Origin of the sequence: Sodalis sp. RH22, assembly GCF_047324165.1 — a bacterium.
Lineage (GTDB): Bacteria > Pseudomonadota > Gammaproteobacteria > Enterobacterales > Enterobacteriaceae > Acerihabitans.
This window is the reverse complement of sequence record NZ_CP178731.1, coordinates 3761011-3784682: the sequence shown is the minus strand read 5'-3', so window position 1 is coordinate 3784682 and position 23672 is coordinate 3761011. Positions and strand designations below refer to the sequence as shown.

The 23672-nt window shown below is 54.4% G+C and carries 24 protein-coding genes; 11 read left to right on the top strand and 13 right to left on the bottom strand.

What is annotated here, in order from left to right:
- Positions 1–3: 3 nt before the first annotated feature.
- The 5 genes from idnR to ACL2XN_RS17175 form a co-directional block, all read right to left on the bottom strand.
- A complete protein-coding gene (idnR, locus tag ACL2XN_RS17195) occupies positions 4–996 on the bottom strand; it encodes a DNA-binding transcriptional regulator IdnR (protein WP_410012769.1) in 993 nt (330 codons plus the stop codon).
- Between the two features lie 89 nt (positions 997–1085).
- Entirely contained in the window at positions 1086–2405 is a 1320-nt protein-coding gene (locus ACL2XN_RS17190; protein ID WP_413729138.1) for a gluconate:H+ symporter, read from the bottom strand.
- 81 nt (positions 2406–2486) lie between these two features.
- Positions 2487–3251 (bottom strand): gluconate 5-dehydrogenase, encoded by a 765-nt coding sequence (gene idnO, locus ACL2XN_RS17185; protein ID WP_410012767.1) that lies wholly within the window; start codon positions 3249–3251, stop codon positions 2487–2489.
- A gap of 15 nt (positions 3252–3266) precedes the next feature.
- Positions 3267–4298, bottom strand: coding sequence for an L-idonate 5-dehydrogenase (gene idnD / locus ACL2XN_RS17180; protein ID WP_413727419.1), 1032 nt, complete (start codon positions 4296–4298; stop codon positions 3267–3269).
- A gap of 407 nt (positions 4299–4705) precedes the next feature.
- Positions 4706–5425, bottom strand: coding sequence for a sulfite exporter TauE/SafE family protein (locus tag ACL2XN_RS17175; RefSeq protein WP_413730986.1), 720 nt, complete (start codon positions 5423–5425; stop codon positions 4706–4708).
- Between the two features lie 107 nt (positions 5426–5532).
- Here ACL2XN_RS17175 and ACL2XN_RS17170 point away from each other — a divergent pair, with 107 nt between their 5' ends.
- Positions 5533–6450 (top strand): LysR substrate-binding domain-containing protein, encoded by a 918-nt coding sequence (locus tag ACL2XN_RS17170; protein ID WP_413729137.1) that lies wholly within the window; start codon positions 5533–5535, stop codon positions 6448–6450.
- Here the strand turns inward: ACL2XN_RS17170 and ACL2XN_RS17165 are convergent.
- Positions 6409–6567: an AAA family ATPase gene (locus ACL2XN_RS17165; protein WP_413729135.1), complete on the bottom strand. Its 159-nt coding sequence runs from the start codon at positions 6565–6567 to the stop codon at positions 6409–6411. The two genes, ACL2XN_RS17170 and ACL2XN_RS17165, sit on opposite strands and share 42 nt — an antisense overlap.
- Positions 6568–7890: 1323 nt before the next feature.
- On the opposite strand from ACL2XN_RS17165, the gene ACL2XN_RS17160 reads away from it, so the two are divergent.
- From ACL2XN_RS17160 to ACL2XN_RS17135, 6 genes are all read left to right on the top strand, one after another.
- The gene (locus tag ACL2XN_RS17160) at positions 7891–9360 is read left to right on the top strand and encodes an MFS transporter (protein WP_410012763.1); all 1470 of its coding nucleotides are present in this window, start codon (positions 7891–7893) and stop codon (positions 9358–9360) included.
- 2 nt (positions 9361–9362) lie between these two features.
- On the top strand, positions 9363–10466 hold the full coding sequence (locus tag ACL2XN_RS17155) for a mandelate racemase/muconate lactonizing enzyme family protein (protein WP_410012762.1): 1104 nt from the start codon (positions 9363–9365) through the stop codon (positions 10464–10466).
- Positions 10467–10494: 28 nt separating this feature from the next.
- A complete protein-coding gene (locus ACL2XN_RS17150) occupies positions 10495–11322 on the top strand; it encodes an SDR family oxidoreductase (protein WP_410012761.1) in 828 nt (275 codons plus the stop codon).
- Positions 11316–12227: a dihydrodipicolinate synthase family protein gene (locus tag ACL2XN_RS17145; protein ID WP_413729133.1), complete on the top strand. Its 912-nt coding sequence runs from the start codon at positions 11316–11318 to the stop codon at positions 12225–12227. The genes ACL2XN_RS17150 and ACL2XN_RS17145 overlap by 7 nt, the downstream gene beginning before the upstream one ends.
- On the top strand, positions 12217–12651 hold the full coding sequence (locus ACL2XN_RS17140; protein ID WP_410012759.1) for a GlcG/HbpS family heme-binding protein: 435 nt from the start codon (positions 12217–12219) through the stop codon (positions 12649–12651). The genes ACL2XN_RS17145 and ACL2XN_RS17140 overlap by 11 nt, the downstream gene beginning before the upstream one ends.
- 351 nt (positions 12652–13002) lie before the next feature.
- Complete coding sequence (locus tag ACL2XN_RS17135) at positions 13003–13341, top strand: YebG family protein (protein ID WP_413729132.1); 339 nt, start codon at positions 13003–13005, stop codon at positions 13339–13341.
- Between the two features lie 238 nt (positions 13342–13579).
- Here the strand turns inward: ACL2XN_RS17135 and ACL2XN_RS17130 are convergent, their stop codons facing one another.
- The 3 genes from ACL2XN_RS17130 to ACL2XN_RS17120 all read right to left on the bottom strand — a co-directional run bounded on the left by ACL2XN_RS17130 (position 13580) and on the right by ACL2XN_RS17120 (position 16759).
- Entirely contained in the window at positions 13580–14197 is a 618-nt protein-coding gene (locus tag ACL2XN_RS17130; RefSeq protein ID WP_413729130.1) for a LysE family translocator, read from the bottom strand.
- A gap of 452 nt (positions 14198–14649) precedes the next feature.
- On the bottom strand, positions 14650–15732 hold the full coding sequence (locus ACL2XN_RS17125) for a mechanosensitive ion channel family protein (RefSeq protein ID WP_410012756.1): 1083 nt from the start codon (positions 15730–15732) through the stop codon (positions 14650–14652).
- Between the two features lie 424 nt (positions 15733–16156).
- On the bottom strand, positions 16157–16759 hold the full coding sequence (locus tag ACL2XN_RS17120) for a site-specific integrase (RefSeq protein WP_413721794.1): 603 nt from the start codon (positions 16757–16759) through the stop codon (positions 16157–16159).
- 234 nt (positions 16760–16993) lie between these two features.
- Between ACL2XN_RS17120 and ACL2XN_RS17115 the strand changes: the two genes are divergently transcribed.
- Complete coding sequence (locus ACL2XN_RS17115; RefSeq protein WP_413727412.1) at positions 16994–17485, top strand: lysozyme inhibitor LprI family protein; 492 nt, start codon at positions 16994–16996, stop codon at positions 17483–17485.
- Between the two features lie 340 nt (positions 17486–17825).
- On the opposite strand, the gene ACL2XN_RS17110 is transcribed toward ACL2XN_RS17115, so the two are convergent.
- On the bottom strand, positions 17826–18689 hold the full coding sequence (locus tag ACL2XN_RS17110; RefSeq protein ID WP_413721797.1) for a YicC/YloC family endoribonuclease: 864 nt from the start codon (positions 18687–18689) through the stop codon (positions 17826–17828).
- 127 nt (positions 18690–18816) lie between these two features.
- Here ACL2XN_RS17110 and rph point away from each other — a divergent pair, with 127 nt between their 5' ends.
- Both rph and pyrE read left to right on the top strand, forming a co-directional pair.
- Positions 18817–19533, top strand: a complete 717-nt coding sequence (rph, locus tag ACL2XN_RS17105; RefSeq protein ID WP_413727410.1) for a ribonuclease PH — start codon at positions 18817–18819, stop codon at positions 19531–19533.
- A 52-nt stretch (positions 19534–19585) separates the two neighbouring features.
- Complete coding sequence (gene pyrE / locus ACL2XN_RS17100) at positions 19586–20227, top strand: orotate phosphoribosyltransferase (protein ID WP_410012749.1); 642 nt, start codon at positions 19586–19588, stop codon at positions 20225–20227.
- 94 nt (positions 20228–20321) lie between these two features.
- Here pyrE and slmA read toward each other — a convergent pair whose 3' ends face one another.
- The 3 genes from slmA to coaBC all read right to left on the bottom strand — a co-directional run bounded on the left by slmA (position 20322) and on the right by coaBC (position 22696).
- Complete coding sequence (slmA, locus tag ACL2XN_RS17095) at positions 20322–20918, bottom strand: nucleoid occlusion factor SlmA (RefSeq protein ID WP_410012748.1); 597 nt, start codon at positions 20916–20918, stop codon at positions 20322–20324.
- A 127-nt stretch (positions 20919–21045) separates the two neighbouring features.
- Positions 21046–21504, bottom strand: a complete 459-nt coding sequence (gene dut / locus ACL2XN_RS17090) for a dUTP diphosphatase (protein ID WP_413729128.1) — start codon at positions 21502–21504, stop codon at positions 21046–21048.
- On the bottom strand, positions 21482–22696 hold the full coding sequence (gene coaBC, locus ACL2XN_RS17085; protein WP_413729127.1) for a bifunctional phosphopantothenoylcysteine decarboxylase/phosphopantothenate--cysteine ligase CoaBC: 1215 nt from the start codon (positions 22694–22696) through the stop codon (positions 21482–21484). The genes dut and coaBC overlap by 23 nt, the downstream gene beginning before the upstream one ends.
- Positions 22697–22882: 186 nt before the next feature.
- Between coaBC and radC the strand changes: the two genes are divergently transcribed.
- The gene (gene radC / locus ACL2XN_RS17080; protein ID WP_410012745.1) at positions 22883–23569 is read left to right on the top strand and encodes a RadC family protein; all 687 of its coding nucleotides are present in this window, start codon (positions 22883–22885) and stop codon (positions 23567–23569) included.
- Positions 23570–23672: the final 103 nt, after the last annotated feature.

The following is a 23672-nucleotide window of genomic DNA, read 5'->3' as shown; positions in this document are numbered from 1 at the left end:
GCGTCAAATCGTTCCTCCTTTAAAAATCTGGTAGCCTAGGTCAATAGAGTAATTGACATCTTCATGGCGGATTTTTTTCAGCACCATTTCCGCCGCGCATTTTCCCATGCCGATACGCGGGGTAATAACGCTTGCCAGGCGGGGGGTTATGGCCCGGCCGATATCCAGCCCATGGAAACCGGCGATGGCGATATCGCCGGGGACGGGGATATTTTGCCGCAGGCATTCCAGCAGCGCGCCCACGGCGATGTCGTCATTGGTGCAAAACAGACCGTCCAGATCGGGGAAGCGTTTTAGCGCCTGGTTAAAAATATCGGCGCCGAGGGAAAACGAGGATATTTCATTGGCGGTGAGCATCAGCGGGGTTAAATCGTAAGACTTCATCGCCTGGGCATACCCCTGGTAGCGCTGGCGGTCGCGCAGATCATCCCGCGAACCAAGATAGACAACCCGGCGTTTGCCGCTGGCCAGCATGGTCGACATCATATCGAAAGCCGCTTCCTGGTTATCATAGCCCACCTGGATATCCATAAATTCCTCACGGGTATCCATCACTTCAACAACGGGGATTTTAGCGGCCAGCAGGCTTTTTATACTGCGCAGGGTATGTTCTTTTTCCATCAAAATAATGCCGTCGATGCTGTAGGAAAGCAGATTAACAATCTGCTGCTCTTCCGTTTCCTTGCTGTAATTATAATTGGCGATTAATGTCTGGTAATTATTAACCGAGGTTACGGACTCGATACCGGCCAGCACGTCGGAAAATACCTGATTATTAAACGACGGCACCAGGATGCCGATGGAGTGGCTGATGGAATTCAGCATCATCTCCGGCGCCCTGTTTGGAATATAATTCAACTCTTCGATAATACCGGCTATTTTGGTCCCGGTCGCCTTGGCAACTTTTTCCGGCGTGCGCAGATAACGGCTGACCGTGGTTTTGGTGACGCCGGCAAAGGTGGCGATGTCTTGCATGCTGACCCGGTATTTTTTCATTCCACCCTCTCTGATGATCCCGGTCCGGCAGCCATGGCCGGCAGACCGGGAATATCCTTTCGCGTTACGCTCCAAAAAATCTGTGCCAACTAATGGATAATCATATTGAGCAATAGTACACCGGCTAATCCGATAAACGAGATCAGTGTTTCCATGACCGTCCAGGTTTTCAAGGTTTCAGCCACGCTCAGGTTAAAATAACCCTTAAACAGCCAAAAGCCCGGGTCGTTGACATGGGATGCGATCACGCTGCCCGCGCCGGTCGCCAGCACCATAAGCGCCGGATCGGCATGGGTGACGGCGATAATCGGTAAAACAATGCCCGAGGTGGTGATCGCCGCCACGGTGGCCGACCCCAGCGCGATGCGCAATAACGCCGCGACGCACCAGCACATGACAAGCGGCGACAGCGACGTGCCGCGCATGATATTGGCGATAAAATCACCGACGCCGCTGTCCACCAATACCTGTTTAAAGGCGCCGCCGCCGGCGATAATAAAAATGATCATGGCGATGGCGGCAATGGAATCGCCCAGGATATCCATCACCTGGCCGATCTGGCGCCCGCTGCGCAGGCCGAGAGTAAAAATACCCAGTACGATGGCGGCAAACAGCGCCACGGCGGGATTACCGATAAATTCCAGCAACAGACGCACGCCGTCGTCTTTCGCCATGGTCATGTCGGCGATCGCGGCCAATGCCATCAGAATGACCGGGATAATGGCCACGGTCATGCTGACGGCAAAACCGGGCATTTCCTGTTCGGTAAAAATTTTCGGGTTGAATAATCCCGCCGGCGGTTCTTTTTCAAATTTTTTCAGCAGTTTGGAAAAAAGGGGGCCGGCGATAATGACGGTCGGAATAGCGATGATCAGGCCATAAATCAGCGTGGTGCCCAGGTTGGCGTTAAAAATGATGGCGATAGCGGTAGGGCCGGGATGCGGCGGCAAAAAGCAATGGGTCACCGACAGGGCGGCGACCATCGGAATGCCCACATACAGCAAAGGCAGCCCCGAGGCGGCCACAATGGTAAATACCAACGGCAACAAGAGGACGAAACCGACTTCATAGAACATCGCCAGGCCGACCACCAACCCGGTTATCACCAGCGCCCACTGGATGCGTTGTTTGCCAAAAAACTGTATCAGCGTCGTGGCGATGCGCTGGGCGGCGCCGGTATCGGAGATCAGGCGTCCGAGCATGGCGCCGAATCCCAGGATCATCGCCAAACCACCCAAGGTGCCGCCAATACCGTTTTGAATCGAGTGCATGACCGCCAGCGGTTTCATGCCCTCGGCGATACCCACCACCGCCGCCACAAACACCAGGGCGATAAAACCATTGACTTTAAATTTGATCATCAATATCAGGAGTAATATTACCCCTAATGCAATAATTATAATCGGCATATCCAATCCCCATGCTAATGACGAAAAGTCGCCCGCGGGCGGCTCCCGTCATTTATTTATTATTCGTTATTTTTTTTACTTTCAGACTGCCGCCAACATACCGCCGTCAACAAAGATCAGGTGACCGTTGACAAAATCAGAGGCTTTCGCCGCCAGGAATACCGCGGCGCCGATAAGTTCCTGCGGGTCTCCCCAGCGGGCGGCCGGGGTGCGTTTGGTCAGCCAGGCGGTAAATTCCTGGTTATCGACCAGGGCCTTGGTCATTTCGGTATTAAAATAGCCGGGGGCGATGCCGTTAACCTGAATATTATAACGGGCCAGTTCCACACACATGCCGCGGGTCAGCATTTTAACCGCGCCCTTTGACGCCGCATAGGGGGTAATGGTGTCACGGCCGAGTTCGCTTTGCATGGAGCAAATATTGATGATTTTACCCCGGTTGCGTTTGATCATGTTACGGGCAACCGCTTGTGAAACCAAAAATACCGCCGTTTGATTTACCGCGATAATATCGTTCCAGTCTTTCTCAGGAAATTCGGTAAACGGATGGCGTCGCTGGATGCCGGCATTGTTAATCAAAATATCAATAGGGCCGATATCGGACTCAATTTGCTCAATAGCGCTATTAACGGCCTGGCTTTTCGTCACATCAAATGCGACAGAATAAGCGGTATACCCTTGGTCCCGTAACTGCTGCGCCGCTTTTTCCGCGCGGGCGGCGGTAATATCATTGATGATGATTTCCGCACCCGATTGCGCCAGTCCGTTGGCCAATAAAAAACCAATGCCTTGGGCGGAGCCGGTAATCAGCGCTTTTTTATTTTTTAATGAAAAAATATCGTTCATTTTGGATCCCTATTTTCAAAAAACCAACTGTACTTTTGACGCTAACGATTTGTCCGCCGCGAAGATCAACGCCTGTTCAAGTTCGGCCTGCGGATATTCACCGGATAACAACGGCAGCGGGTCGATGGTGCCGTTGCCCAGCCAGGCCACGGCGGTATTAAATTCGGTGGTGAAACGAAAACTCCCCACCAGCCTGATTTCCTTGGCTATGACCATCATCATGGGGAACTCCGGCGTCACGCCGCCCATGCCGACCTGGACTAAGGTACCCCTGGCCCGGGTTAATTCCAGGCAGCGCGTAATGGACTGGGGATGGCCCGAGGCTTCGAACGCGATATCGAAGTAGCCTTTTTGATCGGCATACGCGGAGAAATCACCGGCCGCCGCATGCAGGGTTTTGGTGGCGCCCATTTGGGCGGCGATATCCAGGCAACGCTGGCTCAGGTCGGCGCAGATGATTTCCCGCGCGCCCGAGGCCTTGGCGGCCGCCACCAGCAAGCTGCCGATAGGCCCGACGCCGGAGACAAAAACGGTTTTACCCTTAACGTCCCCGGCCTGATTCACGGCGTGAATGGCCACCGCCAGCGGTTCGGCAAAAGCCATGACGCGTTCATCGAGGGCATTGTCAAAGGGGATGCATTGTTCCGTATCCACGACTTTAAATTGCGTGAATCCGCCATCCACATGCGGGAAATACATGGCGCTGCCGAAAAAGCGCATATTAATACATTGATTTTCCTCACCGGACAGGCAATATTTACACTGTTTACAGGGCTTGCTGGGGTTAATGGCCACGCTCTGGTTAACGGATAACCCCGGGGCATCGCTTTTTACCACATGGCCGATAACTTCGTGCCCCAGAATCATGGGCTGGCGCACTTTGAAATTTCCGACCGCACCCTCCTGGTAATAATGCAGATCGGATCCGCAAATCCCGCCGCGGGATATTTTAACCAAGGTCCCCTGGCCGGAATATTCTACGTTTTGCGCCACCACGGCAACGGCTTTTTTTCCGGTAACCACGCAAGACTGGGTATCAACGTTCATTTTTATTTCCTCAACGGTAATGTCGTTGAGGTGCAGTTAAACGGCTATGGATGTGCAAAACTGTGATGGATGTCACTTAAAAATGATGTAACGAAAATGATGTAACGCATAACGTGATTGACTTAATAAAAAGCAACCTCCGTTCAAAATGAACAAGAAATAATGTGAATAACCCGGTATGGTAAATTGGCCGCTAAATAGATGCTAATTATGTTATTAGGTATTTGCTATCCCTCATTATTACGGATCGCGAGAGTACGCCTCTGATAAACAGGCGATAGTTACCGCCGCCGCCTGTCCAGGCATTGTCGGTTGCCGGTGCTGGCTTTATGTATGCTTGGCCATTGGGTTCTATTTTTTATTTTTATGGATTTTATAGCGCGTTATATTCCGCAGGGAATCATTTATCAATTAAGCGCGTCCCAAATCATTGAGGCGCCCGCCACCAGCATCATGGCGTCAATCAGGCGGTTAAAGGTTTTTTCAGCCATTTTCACCAAGAATATTTTACCGATGTACATGCCGGCAACCAGCGTACCGCCTACCATCAGGCCACTGATAACGACGGACCGCGGCAGGGCGCCGATGGCCCCGAACGCCGATGCCTTGGCAAGGTAGATAGCAAAGGAGGCGGCCGCTTCCGTCGACAGCAGCGCACCTTTTGTCAGCCCATACCCGGCAAAAAGGGGGATGGTCAGCGGGCCCGTGGAGAAAACCACCCCGGTGAGGTAACCGACCAGTGCGCCCGCCAGCGCCAGTTGCCTGGCGTTGAGCGTTATTGCCCGGGCATTGGCCCAGTGGCGCGCCGGGATCAGCAGGAAGAAAAACAGGCCGATGCAGAAGTTGGAGAGGGGCGCAGGCATCAGCCACAGCGTATTGGCGCCCAGGACGGCGGCGGGGATACCCGGCAGGGAATACCACAGAAAGGCCCTGATATTGATGTCCCTGCGCCACATAAGCACACGCGAAACATTACCCATAATGGCGGCGATGGCCATGATGGGAACCGCGGCCTTGGGACCAAAGGTATACGCCAGCGCCGGCAACAGCATGATGGAAGCGCCTGTGCCCACCATGCCGCTGATGATGCCGGCCGCTATTCCAATAATGACAATGATCAGATACATCACGCCGGCACGTCCTTTTTCAGGGGGTAGTAACCATGATGATAGCGATCAGAAATGGAATGGTGCGTGATAAAATATCACGCAATAGTGATAAAAAAGGACTGGTTATGCATTCACTCCCACCCCTGGCGGCATTACGGGCATTTTTGGTTGCATGCCATGCCGGCAGCTATACCGCCGCCGCCAAAGAATTATGTATTACCCATGGGGCGGTCAGCCGCCATATGCAGGTGGTTGAAAAATGGTTCGGCGTTAATTTATTCAGCCGGGAAGGCCAGCGACGCGTGCCGACGCCTTACGCCCTGACGCTGGCCCGGGAGCTGGGGAGCGCGTTTGATAACCTGTCCGACATCGCCCTGCGCTACGGCAACGGTGGACGTAATAATGTCTTTAATGTCAGCGTGCCGACCACACTGTGCCTGAAATGGCTGCTGCCCCGCCTCGATGATTTTTATACGCGCTTTCCCCAGGCAAATTTGCAGATTTCCACGGCCAATACCGAGCAATTGCACATTATCGGGCACTATGACCTGTTGATCCGGCGTGATATTAGCGTAGCGGAGTATTCCGCGATCGCGTTTTTGCAAGATCAGCATTGCCTGATGGCCTCCCCCGCGCTGCTTAAGCGTTATCCGCTCCGCCTGCCCGCGGATGTCCTCGCCTGTCCCCGCATTGAAACCCTGACAAGGCCTGGGCAGTGGAATCTGTGGCTGGCGGCGGCCGGCCTGCGAAAAACACCCGCGAGCTTATTTCGCCGTTACGACCATTTCCACGTTTCCCTGCAGGCGATGCTGGAAGGGATCGGGGTGGGATTGGGGCCGGTCAACACGCTGTCGGCGGAGATAATGCATGGCCGTCTTGTCCCGCTGTTTCCGCAATTTACCGTTGCCCCCTGTCAATACCAGGCCTTAACGCCGGTGAGCGTGCAAAAAACCGTATTGCACCAAGCGTTTGAGCAGTGGCTGGTGGTGCAGGGGAAAGCGCTAAATGCCGATGGCGATAACGACGCAAACACAACAGTCTGAGCGAATGCCGTGCCGGCCGGGTTCTTCGACAACGGTATAGCCGCGTCGCTTCAGCTCGGCGAGTAACGTGGATTTCCCACCACCGGAACAGCCGGAAATAACGATAAGTCGATTCATGTTTTTCTGTGCCTGCTGGATATGAATGCCACGATAGAATTATGCCAGGTTTGAACGTTGAGCCACCATGGGTAAAGGCCATCCTGGCCTGTTAACGTCTTTGATGATCCCCGCTATTGATGACCGGTATGGGCTTAGAAAGAGACGCGCGCGGGGGAAGGCTTGCCCACCCGCGGTCAGAAAGCATGGCATCGCCTTAACGGCCGGGATCCCCTTGCTTAAATTATCGGCACCCAGTCAATAGATGAGGGTATTGGAGCAAAAATGGATCCGGCAAGGTGTAAAAATCGCCGGGCCCGAAAGCCCGGCCAGCAACATTAGCCTACCAATGCAACCCGCCCATAGCTCACAGAACCAAAGCTTGAATGAGACTGTATAGTGGCAGAACGAATCTTAATGGTTCCCTAACTGTTCCTAATCTTGCCAAATCAGCGTAGTGAGGCCAGGGGACAACGTCTCGCCCGGCATAGCGCGTTTGTCGCCGGCGCGCCTGCAAAAGCGGATTGAGGATCATTCGCCCCAATACAACGTGCACTTCACTTCCCTCAATGCGATCTCCTCACCCACCCTTATCCAGCCGCAATTCCGGGGCGGCTGCCAGGCATCCGAATCCCGCGCAGATATTTCGGCCGCCTTTGCGGGTGGCGGAAAATGTGAATATTTTTAATGACATAAAGCTACCCAGGCTAAAATATTTATTAATTATTTTTCAGTTTCTTAATCAAATTGTCGTGAACGTTATCACAAATCTTACAGGGCATTATTGCCGGGGTAAAAATCTTCGGTAAAAATGCTAACTCGAATTAGCAAGAATATCTTTACCTGAAAAAACGTGCCGGCGGCAAAGCCTGTGCTCATTTTATACAGGCAAGCATGTTAACGCATTGTTTTGAAAATGCTTAATGATGTAACGGGACGGGTGAGGTTTCGTCTTCACCCGGCGGCGATGGCGGCGGACCCGTATTGACGGCCCATGGGGCGGGTTGTGAGGCAGAGCCGCCGGTGGGCGGACAACGCGCAATGCCGCGCCTGTGAGCTTAAGCATTGTTTCCCCTGTATTTTTTTGTCGCCAAAGCTAACTCGAAGCAGCCTGTTAAATGTCATTGGATACACGTCATGGCATTTGGCGCCCGGGCGCTGACGCAATATAGACGGGTCTTTATCGCCGGCGATGCGGTGAAACCTAGCAACGCGTGACCCTGTTGCCGGCCGCTGCGTCTGGCGCGGCCAACAGGAAGCGCCGGCATCAACGAAGGATGAGTAGGACAGACAGAACGGCGAAATACTCGTGTACCTCAATAAGCAAGGTAAATGGGAGTATATATGCACCAGAATATGAATATCGACAAGCTGATCCTGATGGCCAAGAAACGGCTGGATTTGCAGGAGGCTCCCGGATCCACCAAAGCAGGATGGCTGATGATCACCGCCCTGCTTATCGAGTCATGGGATATCTATTCGATGGCGTTTATTATCTACGCTCTCAAAGATATCTATCATCCGAGCAGTTGGCTGCTGGGATTCACCGCCGCCGGCACCCAGTTCGGCGCCATTATCGGCGCCATGTTGGGCGGCTGGCTAACGGACAAGGTGGGCAGGCGTAAAATCTTCCTCGGCTCAATGCTGATGTTTGCGCTGTTCGCCATACTGCAGGGGCTGGCGCCGAATATCTACTGGCTGGCGATTATCCGCTGCTTCGCCGGCATTCCGGTGGGCGCCGATGTCGCCAACGGCTTCACCTACATCATGGAGGTGATGCCGAAAGGCAAACGGGAGGTGATGGCCAACCGATGGCAGTTTATGTTCGCCCTCGGCATCCTCGCGGCGATTTCCCTGGTCACTCTGTTGGTCGCCCTTGGCGTGCATAGCGATCATGTTTGGCGCATCGTCCTGGCGGTACCCGCCATCCCCGCCTTTATACTGCTGATGCTGCGCCGTGAACTGCCCGAAACCCCCGCCTGGTTTGTGGAACGGGGCCGGTTTGTCGACGCCCGCAAGGCAGCGCGCCAGTACTATGGCGATCGCGATGGACAACTGCTGGACGATCTGCTGCCTGAACACGATGTCACTATCCAACAGCCGAGCATGGGCGAAGCGCTAAAAGATTTGTTCAGTCGCAAATTTTCGCGCCGCACCACGCTGTTCGGCTGGATTTCCTGCGCGGTCCAGTCGTTTGAAAACTACGCTTTTTCCTTTTACCTGCCCCTGATCCTGGTGACCATCGGCATTTCCGGCCAGATCCAGAACAACCTGGCGCTGCTGGCGGTGAACTGCGTGGCGGCGCTTTCGGCCTTTGTCGGACCGCTGTTGCTCAAACGGCTGGGACATCGCGGCTTAAGCCAGCTCGGCTTCCTGCTGGTGACTTTCGGCATATTGTTAGCCGCCTACGGTGTATTCAAACTGAATTATCTGATGATCACCGGCGGCGCCGCCCTGATGCTGTGGGGCCATTACTGGGATTCGGAAAGCGGCATGACCGTGGTATCGCTGGTGGCCAAACCGAAATACCGCGGCGTGGCATCCGGCATCGGCTATACCATCGTAAAAATCACCGCGTTCCTGACCACCCTGGTCTTCCCGCCGCTGTTTGACACCCTGGGCGTGCCGCTGGCCTCATCGCTTATCGCCATCGCGCCGTTCCTGGCTTTTCTGGCCGCGACATTCCTGCTGCCCGAAGTCTTCGGCCATGTCGCCGGCGACAATGAATATGAAAATGATGTGCAAGACACTTCCCACGGGATGTCGGGATTCACGCATCCGGAATTGTTGAACGGACTAAAGAAAGAGGACTGATCATGACTATCACCAAAATGCCGGTAATTGAAAATATCGAACTGATGACGGCGCGCGTACCGCTGCCGGAAGGACCCTGGGGCGACCAGATCCACCACGTCACCGATATTGAGGTGGCCATCGTCGATGTGCATGGCTCCAACGGACTGGTGGGCACCGGCTTCAGCCACACTTCCGGCTGGTGCGGCGCCACCATTTCGGCCTTGATCAAGGAAATCATCCCGGATGTTATCGGACAGCGCTTGTCGCCGCGCGCGCTCTGGGATCGCAGTTACAAATATATTCACGATGTCGGCGGCGCCGGCGTCACCACCCATGCGCTTTCCGCCCTGGATATCGCCTACTGGGATTTGCTGGGCAAAACGCTGAATGTGCCTCTCATCGACTTGCTCGGACGGGTGCGCGATCGCGTGCCGTTGTATGGCAGCGGCATCAACCTGCACATGTCGGTGGAGGAGGTGATCGAACAGGTGCGCCGCTGGAAATCGAAGGGGTACCTCGCGGCCAAGGTCAAGGTGGGTAAACCCGACCTGGAAGAGGATGTCGAGCGCTTAATCAAAATCCAGGAAGCCGTGCCGGGATTCCCTCTGGCGGTGGATGCCAATCAGGGATGGAATTTCCCCCAAGCCCTGCGGGCATTCAAGCTGTTTGATCCGTTGAACCTGCTGTGGATTGAGGAGCCGCTGCCGTCGGACAATATCGCCGGCCATAAACAGCTGCGCGAGAGGACCAGCACGCCGATTGCCCTGGGCGAGAATGTCTATAATCTCAGCCAGTTCAGCCAATATATCGACAACGGTTCCGTGGATTTTGTCCAGGCCGACCTGGGGCGCGTCGGCGGTATCACCGGATACCTGGATGTCGCGACGGTCGCCCGCGCGCATAACCTGCCGATGACGCCGCATTTCGTCCTGGAACTGAGCGCCAGCCTGCTGGCCGCGGTGCCCAATGTGTCCTATGCGGAAGTCACCGACGGCGGACGCTGGAAAGATCTGCGCATCGTATTATCCGCCGGCGAGGAGGTGGACGGGTACTACGTTCCCAGCGAGCGGGCCGGTCACGGCATCATTTTGGACAGAGACTATTTGCATGCCCACAAAATATAACGTCATCACTCGATAGCAGGAGATGCATATGGAAGATACCTTATTTTCCGTCAAAGATAAGATTATCGTCGTGACCGGCGGCCTGGGGCAACTGGGCGCCCAATATGTCAAGGAGCTGCATAAACGGCAGGCCAGGGTGGCGGTTTTCGCGCAGAACATCGCTGAAGAACGGCTGCTGAAGGTGTTCGGCGAGCAGCGGGAATCCCCGCGCCTGGCGTTTTATCAGGTTGATATCACCGACAGCGGCAGTATCAATCGTGCGCTGGATGATATCGAGCGGCAATGGGGCGTACCAGACGGGCTGGTGAATAATGCCGGCATCGATACCCAGCCCAGCGCGCCGCCGGAGGTCTCCGGCCCCTTTGAGCAGTTCCCCGTGGACGTCTTCCGTAAAGTGGTGGAGGTCAACCTGGTGGGCACATTTCTGGCGACCCAGCAGGTAGGCGCCAGGATGAAAGCGGCGGGGAAAAAGGGATCCATCATCAATGTCGGATCGATCTACGGCGTGGTGTCGCCGGTGCAGGATATCTACAGCTACAAAAAAGAGGATACCGGCGTGCCCTTCATCAAGCCGGTCGCCTATTCCGCGGCCAAATCGGGACTGTACAATTTTACCCGTTATTGCGCCACCTACTGGGGCCGGGACGGTATCCGGGTCAATACGCTGACCATCTCCGGCGTGGCGCGACCGGATCAGGATCCGCGGTTCCAGAAAAATTATATCGCCCGCATGCCCATCGGCCGCATGGCCAATGAAGATGAATATAACGGCACTATCGTGTTTCTCCTTTCCGACGCGTCAGTGTATATGACCGGCGCCAATGTGGTGGTGGACGGAGGATGGACGGCATGGTAAAGCGCGGCGGGTGGGATAAATACCGGGGGGTCATTTCAGCGCTGGTCACACCGATGCATGAGGATGAATCCGTCAATTACGATGTGCTGGCGAAGGTGGTGGAACATCAGCTCGAGCGCGGAGTGGAGGGATTTTATTGCTGCGGATCTTCCGGGGAGGGCCCGCTCCTGGGCATGGAGGAACGGGCACAGCTGCTGCGCGTCCTGGCGGCGCAGGTGAAAGGCCGGGTGCCGGTGATCTCCCATGTCGGTACGGTGAGGACCGCTGACGCGGTCTCTCTGGCCCGGCAGGCGGAACAGGATGGCGCCGACGCGGTATCGCTGGTGCCCCCTTATTATTACAAATTCTCCAAAAAAGAGATCATCGCGTATTACCGGCGGGTGCTTGCGGCCATATCGCTGCCGGTGATTGTCTATAATATCCCGCAATTCACTTCGGTTGAACTTGACGAGGAAACCGCCGACGCGTTATTAACCGATGAACAGGTGCTGGGGGTGAAGCATACCTCGCACAACCTCTATTCCCTGGAGCGCATGGCGGCAAAATATCCCGGCAAGGTTTTTTTCAACGGCTTTGATGAGATCTACCTGTCGGCGCTATCGGCCGGCGCGACCGCCACCATCGGCACCACGGTCAATCTGCAGCCCGAGCGGTTTTTGGCCATTCGCGACTTATTCCGGCGGGGCGAGCTCAACCGGGCGCGGGAAATCCAGCTGCAGATTAACAATGCCGTCGAATTTATGGTGGCGCGGGGGATCTTTCAGTCGGCGAAGTATATGACGGGCCTTGGCCTGGAGGACCTCGGGCCGGTGCGGGAGCCGTTCGTTCCCTTGACGGACCGGCAAAAACACGAGCTGGGCGTGCTCAATGACACTATCCGGGAGGGTATCGCGCATGGCCAATGAACCTGCCGGCCTTGCCGCGCGTTATATCCTGCAGGATAAGGTGGCTATCGGTAAAGTCGCCGAAATCATCGCCTCGGCTTCGCTGGATCCCGCCACCACTGGGCTGGCGGTGGCCGTGGTGGGCGTTCACGGCGAATTGGCGGCCTTTGGCGCCCATCACTCCTGTCCGCCTTTGCCGCGGCTGTTGGCGCAACGTAAAGCCTATACTGCGCTGATGCTCAGGCGCAGTACCCGTCTGGTGTCGGAGGAGGTGAAAAACGGTTCCCTGGATATGCGCATGCTCAATGACGCCGCCTTATTGCCAATGCCCGGCGGCGTGCCGATCGTGATAAACGGCGCCCTGGTGGGCGCAATCGGCATAAGCGGCTTGCCGGCGGAAAAGGATATCGCGCTGGCGGACCACTGGGCGCGGCAGTTCGGTTGATACGGCGCGGATGTCAAGACGGCACGCAAGGCTATGTACCTGACCCAGCAAGACATCGCGCTCAAAACCGGGATAATAAAGCAGCACGTTTCCACCAGCGTTACGGTTTCGCCGTTTCACCTGCCCGGGAGCAGCAGTTGCCGTTATTGCGCAAAGATGCGCGTAAGTTGCTGCTGGTTGAGTATTCCAGCGGCAGATAAATCACATAGCGGCTTGCATGGCTCCCGGCATGAGACCAGCAAGACTTGTTTAATGGGAATGGATTACAGCACATACAGCCGTTGAAAGTGTGGTGGACGATGAGCGACACTTGCTGATATACTGGCTATAATTACAGTATTGGAGGCGGTTATGGCTATTGAAACAAAATATGTGGTCGTCAGAAAGGGTGAAGAGAAAATGACATTTGCCAGTAAGAAAGAAGCGGAGGCCTACGACAAGATGCTCGATATGGCTGAAGCGTTCAGCGACTGGTTGTTGACCAGTGGGATGCCGTTGGATGAACCGCAGGCTGAAAAGCTGGGTCTTTATTTGGCCGAGCATAAAGACGACGTCCAGCATATACTGCGCACCAGCAAATTGCCGGAAGCCATCGGCGCTCAGGCTCCCGCAGATGAATCGGAAAGCATGGAAACCGATGGTAATGCTGATGCCGGCACAAAAAAAATCAGAGCGGTAAAAGCAGCCTGATCCCCTGCGGGAAGTACCCCAATACAGAACAGCGCCGTGAGTGATAACGCCTTGCGGTGTAGCGGGATTTTTTCATCGGCCTCACCTCCGTCAACGGCATGGATTTATCATGCCGGATTTCCAGTTCTGGGTGGAGCAGAATATTGGGGTAGGGCCATGCCCGGTGCCGCTCCGGTTAAAGATGCATTTTATAACGTTGCTTTACTGGTTAAGCTGCTGCAGGGATAATTTTGGCTGATTAATTAATAATCTGCCTGATCCCTAACAGTATGATCAACCCGCCGCAAAGCCTATCAATGACTTTTTTGGCCCGCTGATAGGCGGAAGAAATGCGTGGTTGAGAAAGGGTGATGGCAACCGCTCCGTACCAGAGTGATGCAATGATGCCGACAACGCTGAGCATGGCGATAAAGGTGCCCGCAGAAACATGCGCCGGAGCGGCAGTAGAGAATATGGCGGCGTAAAAAGCCATGGATTTCGGATTACCGATATTAGTCATCACGCCCTGAACAAAGGATTGGCGGAAATGACCTGGCAATACGGCATTTTCGTTCGCAACGGGTTGGCTTCCCGCATTGAGGATAAGGCGTAAGCCAAACCACAGCAGATATCCTGCCCCTAATATTTTCACAATCAGCGCAACCCAAGGGAATGCGGCAAATAGCAAACCGATTCCGCCGATAGCGCAACTTGCCCATAATAGGTTGACCACCACAATGCCAGCAACCAGCGCAAGGGCGGCCGAGCGCGTGGAAGCGACCGCTTTATGCACCACGGCGACAAAGTTTGGCCCGGGTATCACCACGCCAGCGAGATAAATCAGCAGCACGGTAAGAACCGCATGTGTATCGATCATGTGTTTTCCTTATAACTCGCTGACGTTAAATCAGTTTAAACTCACCAATAAATCATTGGCTTCCCATTATGCCGGGAGCAGGCCAGCAGTTCGATAACTTTGGTTTAACTCATCAAACAAGCTGAGATCGGGCCGACTCCTGGCTATTTTCACCGCTTCGGGTAGCTCATTGTCTTTAGCGGCCATCCATATAGCTGCCCAGACACATGCGATTATCACTCTACAGCGAACGGCGAAAGATGTCCGGATATTGGCGCAGGCCGTTTAATGGGTCCTGCGGTTCGCCTCACATAGCCTGCAGGTCAGCCGCAAAGCCTCATTAAGCAGGGAATAAAGCGAAGTTGACCAGCTGCTTTGAGCGAGGAGCGGAAGCTCAGTTGTCCTGGTGCTCACGCAGCACGCTTAAAGTATCTGTACGTTCCACGGTATACAGAAAAAATGAAAACGATTAACTACTGATCTTTCGGACGATCAAACACCGAATCGGTCAGTGTAGCCCTCACGTGAGGAAGGCTCTGCGGATAATTTTGCTGAATGAACTCAATCATTTTTTCCCGCACGTGGCAGCGTAAATCCCAGGCGATGGGGGAATTCTGTGCAGTCATCAATAATCTGATGGTCATGGTTTTGTCAGTAGTTTCGGTTACCTGGAGCACCTGAGTCTGTTGATCCCAGAGTTTTGTTTCACTGAGGACTTTTTCAAAATGCTTACGGAGAGGATCTAATGGCATGGAATAATCGAGGTAAAGAAAAACAGAGCCTAATATCTGTGCGTTATTACGCGTCCAGTTCTGGAAAGGATTTTCTGTAAAGTATGTGATGGGCAGGACCAGTCGACGAAGGTCCCAGATACGCACAACGACATAAGTCAGATTTATCTCCTCTATCCAGCCCCATTCATTTTCGACGACTACAGCATCATCAATTTTTATAGGTTGCGTAAAAGCTATCTGAATTCCGGCAAACAGGTTGACAAGCGACTTCTGAAGGGCAAACCCAATGATTATTCCGGCAACCCCAGCACCGGCCAGGATTGTAGTGCCGAATTTTCGGAAACCGGGAAAACTGAGAAGTATCAGAGTAAGGCAGAATGACACGAGCAATACAATAGCGACTTTTTTTACATACATTATTTGAGTGCGAATTTTACGGGCACGAAGATTATTCGAAAGATTAATGTCATAGCGGATAAAAAGCATATCTTGCGCAACATTAACTAATCGAATTAAAATGGAGCAAAATGATAATATAATAAAGATATTAAGGGTGGATGTAATAAAATCAAGGGAGTTTGGCTGAATGTTAATATAATTAACCCCTACATTTATCAACAGTAAGGGAATGAAAAGAAACATTGATCCACGAAGATGTTTTTCAAGTGATTTGAAGAGCTTTCGGTCACGATTCTGCCAGTAGCGGATGAACCTGAGAAGTATAAATCGGGCCAGGAACCCCAGTGCGAGTGAGAGAATGACGAGCAATACCGCAGGCACCCAAATTGGAGCACCAGATAACTCATCGAATATCATTAGCATTCTTTTCCCTTATATCAAGTCAACAACCTCTGGTTGTCAGATCAGTAATAAAAATTCAGTAACCGTTGTCTTAACGGTTATCTGCGGAGTAAATGGTGAACGCACATGAGTTGATGAGAAATGTAGTTAACTGATTTTTTTAACATAAAAAAACCTCGAAAGGAAACCGATAATACAAGCGTAGCATAAATGCAACTCACTGAAATTAATGATGACGTTTAATTTACTCAATCCGCCAGCAGGATGTCCGCGCTCAAACCGCTCTCGTGTCATCTGCCTGTACCCGCCCCTAGTGATGTGTTCATGCTAATAGCACAGGTTACAGATATCCATGCCGCACCTGAGTACGATCTTTTGCGCGTTGGTCGCCCAAAGCGCCAGGGTCAGCTTCTGGCACAAGGCTGCTGTAGCAGCCCTGACGACCTCATACTTCAATCGACTCAGAGATCTCCAACGCATCATCGACTTCAATGCCCAGATAACGCACTGTGCTTTCCAGTTTCTTATGACCCAACAGAAGTTGGATCACCCGGAGATTCTTGGTTTTCTTGTATATCAGGTAAGGTTTTGTTCTTCTCATGGAATGTGTGCCGTACAGCGAAACTTCGAGACCAAGCTTTGCGACCCACCCATGAAAAATTCGGTTGTATTGCCGAGTTGATATATGTTGGCAAGAACCGACGCGGGATTGGAACAAATAGTCTTTACTGTGCAGCTTGCCAAGTTTTATCAACTCGGCGACAGATTCTCTCGTCCCCTTAGTTAACTCGAACTGTACAGGGCTACCGGTCTTCTGTTGCAACACCGTCGCTCTGCTTGAAACAGAATTACCATATGAAACATCTGACACTTTTAGTTTAACCAGATCACAGCCACGCAGTTTGCTGTCCAAAGCCATGTTGAACAGAGCCAGATCGCGTGTTCTACCCTCCAGTTCAAGCCTGATTCTAATCCCCCAGATATGAGATATCTGAAGTGGTCTTTTCTGGCCGATGATACGGTCTTTGTTCCACGGTGATGTGTTCATACTCAAATCTCATGCAATGTGGGAGATTTGAGTATGGTTGTCCCTCAAGAGCGAGGAGCGGAAGTTTGCGATTGCTTTCAAACCAGGTATTGTCATTTCTGACATAGCCGTATGTTCATCAACGAGCAGCAGGTCACAGACCCGGTATAATCCAGGAATTCACTGTGCAGGATGTTCTTTACCCTCAAGTTGGATTACTGTTGATGTATCCGTAACTTTTAATAATTTCCTACCATGACTCAACTACGCTATCGCCTTATACCGCTAGTTTTTTTATCAGGATACGTTTCACACAGTTATGCCGAAGTTCCGCTGCCAGACAGTGTACTGAAGGATAATACCGAAACTTTTGAAATAGCTTGCCCTGACAATCCCCAGCAGACAACTATTGATATGAATGATTGTATAGGCACAAAACGTGATGCAGTTAAGTCTGTCGAAGCGAAGTATTTAAACACAGCACGTCAACGTATTTCGGCAACACAAGATAACCAGACCCTTAATGCCTTTGAGGCAGAAAATAAGGCGTGGGACATTCTGATTGATACGGCATCACATGCTACTGGTGTAGAGTGGCAGGGAGGCACAATTCGAGGGGTTAAAGCTACTGACCGTGAGATAGCCCTGATTGAATTAAGGATTCATAATCAGTGGCAGAACTGGCTGCGCTATGAAGACTCGACACCGCCAGTACTACCGGAACCACTTTTCCATAACGTCGAATGAAATACTAGAAAACAGTGCAACAAGCATGCTTTCCATGAGTACAGAATCGGTCTCGGGAGATCGATTGAAAATGCGGGTTGAGTGTATTTAGCATAAAGCCTCATGCCTCATGATACATCAATGTGATGTGGGGCTTTCCGGCGCTTTTACACTCTTCCCTGCCCCCCGTTTATTAACATAGACTGATTTAGCAACGTCTGCTTTTGGCACATAGCCGACCATCAGTTCAGATGAGATTGTCCAGTACCCGGGGCGCAGATCAAAAGCGAACTGGACGTTAGTGGCAATAAAAATGCCCTGAAAACAGGGCATTGCGGCATTCAGAGGATGTCAGCAGAAATTATTCGATATTCTGTATCTGCTCCCGCATCTGTTCAATCAGTACCTTCAGTTCAATCGCCGACGTCGTCACGCTGGCATTAATCGACTTCGAGCCCAGCGTATTCGACTCGCGGTTAAATTCCTGCATCATAAAGTCCAGGCGGCGGCCGACGGCTTCTTGCTTGGTCAGGATATTATAGGTTTCCTTGACATGGGCATCCAGGCGGTCCAGCTCCTCGGAGACGTCCACCCGCTGGGCCAGCAGCACCAGCTCCTGCTCCAGGCGGTTGTTTTCCAGCTGTACCTGCGCGTCTTCCATTTTGGCCAGCAGGCGCTCGCGCTGCCATACCAGGATATCGGGCATCTGCTGGCGCACTTTGGCCACTTCGGCGCTGACGCCGGCCAGGCGTTGCTCAATCATGATTTTAATCGCCGCGCCTTCGGATTCGCGGGCGAGGATAAAGTCATCGAGGGCGGCATCCAGGGCGGCCAGAAGCTCCGCGCCGATGGCGTCCAGATCCTGCTCTTCGGCCGCCATCACGCCGGGCCAGCGCAGGATTTCCATCGGGTCGATTTCACCCTCGTCGCTTTGCATCTTGACCCATTGGGCCGCTTCCACCAGCTGCTTGGCCAGCGGCTGGTTTAAAATCAGCGCGCTTTGCGTATTGGGATTGACCTCAAAACGCAGGTTGCATTCAATCTTGCCGCGGGTGAGGCGGGTGCGGGTGCGTTCCCTGATGGCAGGCTCAAGGCCGCGAAACTGCTCCGGTAAACGAATATAGGTTTCCAGATAGCGTTGATTAACGGAGCGCAGCTCCCAGGCGGCGTTGCCCCAATCACCTTTAACTTCGCGCCGTGCGAATGCGGTCATACTGCGGATCATATGCGTACCCGTCTCGATAAAAAAGTTGGGGGGATTATACCGTCGCATGGCCGGGCATGATAGGCATATGGTCCCGAAGACCGTATAATGCGCAGCCAATACACGAAATACCAGCCCGGAGAGAGCCATGCGTCCAGCAGGCAGAAACATTCAGCAAGTCCGTCCCGTCACCATTACCCGCCATTTTACCAAGCACGCCGAAGGTTCGGTGCTGATTGAATTCGGCGAGACCCGGGTGCTGTGCACCGCCACGGTGGAGGAGGGCGTGCCGCGTTTTCTGAAAGGCCAGGGCCAGGGCTGGATCACCGCCGAGTACGGCATGCTGCCGCGCGCCACCCATACCCGTAACGCCCGCGAGGCGTCCCGCGGCAAGCAGGGCGGCCGCACCCTGGAAATCCAGCGCCTGATTGCGCGCTCGCTGCGCGCCGCGGTGGACTTGAAGAAGCTTGGCGAATATACCATTACCCTCGACTGCGATGTGTTGCAGGCCGACGGCGGCACCCGCACCGCGTCCATTACCGGCGCCTGCGTGGCGCTGGCCGACGCCCTGGCGGTAATGCAGAAAAAGGGCCAGCTCAAGACCAGCCCGTTTAAGGGATTTGTCGCGGCTATCTCCGTCGGCATCGTGGCGGGAGAAGCGCGCTGCGATCTGGAATATGTGGAAGACTCGGTCGCCGAAACCGACATGAATGTGGTGATGATGGAAGACGGCCGGATGATTGAAGTGCAGGGCACCGCCGAAGGCGAACCCTTCAGCCAGGAAGAGCTCATCACCCTGCTGGAGCTGGCCCGCGGCGGCATAGAAACGTTAATCCAGGCGCAAAAGGCCGCCCTGGCCGGGTAAAGGCCGGTAATATCGGGCGGCGTTAGTCGCCCCGTTGTGAGGAGTGGTAGCCGTGAAAGCGTATCAGCGTGAGTTTATCGAGTTTGCTTTAAATAAACAGGTCTTGAAATTCGGCGAATTTACGCTGAAGTCGGGCCGGATAAGTCCTTATTTTTTTAACGCCGGGCTGTTTAATACCGGTCGCGACCTGGCGCTGCTCGGGCGTTTTTACGCCGCCGCGCTGATGGATTCCGGCATCGATTTTGATTTGGTGTTCGGTCCGGCCTATAAAGGCATCCCCATCGCCACCACCACGGTCGTGGCGCTGGCGGAACACTTTGAGCGCGACGTGCCCTACTGCTTCAACCGCAAGGAAGCTAAGAACCACGGCGAGGGCGGCAGCCTGGTCGGCAGCCCGCTGCAGGGCAAGATTATGCTGGTGGACGACGTTATCACCGCCGGCACCGCCATCCGCGAATCCATGGCGATTATCGAGGCCCATAAGGCGCAGCTGGCCGGCGTGCTGATTTCCCTCGACCGGCAGGAAAAAGGCCGGGCCGAGATCTCGGCGATACAGGAAGTGGAACGCGATTACCATTGCCGGGTGATCGCTATCGTCACGCTGCGCGATCTTATCGATTACCTGGAAGAGAAAAGCGAATTGGCCGATCACCTGGCGGCGGTGCGCGCCTATCAGCGTCAATATGGTGTCTAAGTTAACCCGGCGGGCAAAACAGTGCAACAATCGGCTGCCGCCGGACCATGCCGCGCGCTAAGGGCTCAGCGCCGAAAAGCGCGGCTGGACCCGCTCAGCGCAGCTGGGCCACCAGCAGCGGCCAGCGCACGTCGAACTCGTGCATCGGCGAATAGCGGAACTCAGTACGCACGAAACGCGACAGCATGCCCTCGCAGTACGCCAGCAGCTGGCTGGCCAGCAGGGCCTCATCCAGTTCAAACGCCTGTCCTTCCCGCAATTTCCGCTCGCGCAGCACCTGGCGCAGCTGCACTTCGATACGCTCATACAGCTGGTTAATCCGGCCCTGCAACCGGTCCTGCTCAAACATCAGCGCATGACCGGTCATGATGCGGGTCAGCCCCGGGTTGCGTTCGGCAAAACCCAGGATCAGCTGCAGAATCAGGCGCAGACGATTAAGGGTGTCCTTTTCATCTTGCAGGATCAGGTTGATACGGGAAATCAGGCTATCTTCGATAAACTCGATCAGGCTGTCGAACATCCGCGTTTTGCTGGGAAAGTGGCGATACAGCGCCGCTTCCGAAACGCCGACGGTGGCCGCCAGCTTGGCGGTGGTGATACGTTGGCTGCCGTCGCCGGATTCAAGCATTTGCGCCAATGCCTGAAGAATCTCCTCGCGGCGATTACGTTTCGTATTCTTTTTTTCTACCATGCCGAATAGGTCCCTGAGTAACAACATCAATAATGAATTAACATCAGGCATCGGCCGTAACAGCATGATGTGTTACGGCGTTAAAAGAGTGAATTGTCGATGCCGGGGAAGATCCGCCCGTTAACGCCTACTGGCGGCCGGAATGGCCGAAACCGCCTTCCCCGCGGGAGCTGGCGGTAAACTCGTCGACGACGTTGAATTCCACCTGGACGATGGGTACAAACACCATTTGCGCCAGGCGTTCTCCCGGTTCGATGGTGAACACATGCTGGCCGCGATTCCAGACGGACACCATCAGCGGTCCCTGGTAATCCGAATCGATGAGCCCCACCAGATTGCCCAGCACGATGCCGTGCTTATGGCCCAGCCCTGAACGGGGCAGCACCACTGCCGCCAGGCCGGTATCGGCGATATGTACCGCCAGGCCGGTGGGGATAAGGGTGGTTTCACCGGGCGCCAGCACCACGGCGTCGTCGATACAGGCGCGTAAATCCAGCCCGGCGGAGCCCGTCGTGGCATAGGCGGGCAAGGGGAAACGATCGCCTATGCGGCTATCGAGGATCTTAATGTCGATTTTTTTCATCATAACGGCTGACAATCTCGTCAATTAAACGTTGACCAAGCAGGGACTTATCGCTTAGCGGTAACCGGGTATCCCCGTCTTGCCAAAACAGATGCAGCGCGTTGGTCTCGCTGTTAAAACCCTGTCCCGGCTGGGAAACATCATTGGCGCAAATCAAATCCATATTTTTCGCCGCGCGTTTGCGCCGGGCGTATTCTTCCATATTCTGGGTTTCAGCGGCAAATCCGACCACATAGGGACGATGTTGCGTTAGCGCGCCGACGCTTGCCACGATATCCGGGTTCTTGATCATCCTGATGGTGATTTCCTCACCCCGGGTTTTGATTTTTTCCTCCGCCGGCTCGGCCGCGCGGTAATCCGCCACGGCGGCGCAGCCGATAAAGATGTGCTGATTGCCGATGTCTTTCATCACCGCATCCTGCATTTCCTGCGCGGTGGTGACATTGACGCGCCAGACGCCGGCCGGCGTGGGTAAATTCACCGGGCCGGTCACCAGCGTGACGTGGGCGCCTTTCCGGGCCGCCGCCATGGCAATGGCGTAACCCATCTTGCCGGAGCTATGGTTGCTGATATAGCGCACCGGATCGAGGGCTTCGCGGGTGGGGCCGGCGGTCACCATGATATTGAGATGTTCCAAAGAGCGATCGACGGTAAAATGCCGGCGCGCCAGATCGACCAGATCCAGGGGATCGAGCATCCTGCCCGGGCCGGTATCGCCGCAGGCCTGGCTGCCGATATCCGGACCCCAGAGCAATACGCCGCGGGACTCCAGGGTGCGCAGGTTGGCCTGGGTAGCCGGCGCCCGGTACATTTGCTGGTTCATGGCCGGCGCTATGGCGATCCTGGCGGCGGTGGCCAGGCAAACGGTGGTGAGCAAATCGTTGGCCATGCCCGCGGCGATACGGGCCATCAGATCGGCGCTGGCAGGGGCAATCAGGACCAGATCCGCCCATTTGCCCAGCTCGATATGGCCCATGGCCGCTTCGGCGGCGGGGTCGAGCAGATCGTCGGAAACAGTATGGCCCGATACCGCCTGCATTGTCAGCGGAGTAATAAACGCCTTGGCCGCGGGCGTCATGACCACCCGCACATCCGCGCCCCTGTCGCGCAGACGGCGCACGAGTTCAGGGCTTTTATAGGCTGCGATGCCACCGCTCACACCCAGCACAATATGCTTGCCGGCAAGTTCCGTCATTTCGGTTGTCCGCTTGTAAGCTTAAGTAAAAAACATTTTATCATAACCCTTCCGAGAACAGGCATCTCTCTCGTCAAGAAGCACCCAGTGTTAAATTGCAGCGCCGGCCGCAACTTCTCTCTTATCGCGTCGAGCCGGGCCGCGCATGGTGGCATGATAGGCGGGCGGATGAATGGAGGCGGGCGGATGGAAGAGCAGCATAAGGTGAAAGGATGGCGCGATAAACTGGCGCCGCGCGAGAAATTACTGTTGTTCGGCCCGGCAATGCTCAGCGATGCGGAGCTGCTGGCGCTGTTCCTGCGTACCGGCGTGCCGGGCATGCACGTTATGCAATATGCCGAAAGCCTGCTGGCGCGGTTCGGCTCCGTCCATAAACTCATCACGGCGGACCGGCAGACCCTTTGCGCCGTCAAGGGACTGGGCAATTCTAAATACGCCCAGTTGCAGGCCATTGGCGAGATGGCGCATCGTTTTTATTGCTCCCATCTGATGCGCGAAAACGCCATGACCAGCCCGGAGATCACCCGCGGCTACCTGCAATTATTACTGGCGCGCCGGGAGCGCGAAGTCTTCGTGGTCATGTTCCTGGATAACCAGCACCGCCTGATTAGCCATCAGGAGATGTTCCAGGGCACGGTGAACAGCGTTGAGGTGCATCCGCGTGAAATCCTGCGCGAGGCGCTTAAAGTCAATGCGGCGGCGATAATTTTAGCGCACAATCATCCGTCGGGAAAAGCCGAACCCAGCCGCGCCGATCGGGATGTAACCGATCTGGTGGTCAAAGCGTGCTTGTTCCTGGATATCCGGGTACTCGATCATTTGGTCATTGGGGCGGGAGAATACGTCTCTTTTGCCGAAAAAGGGTGGTTGTGAGACGCTTTCCTGCGATCCTCCGGGATCTTTAGTTGCGCGGGACTTGAGCACTTGCGCTTCAAAGCGTATACTACGCCACCTTTGAGAATCCTGGGTGTAGCGT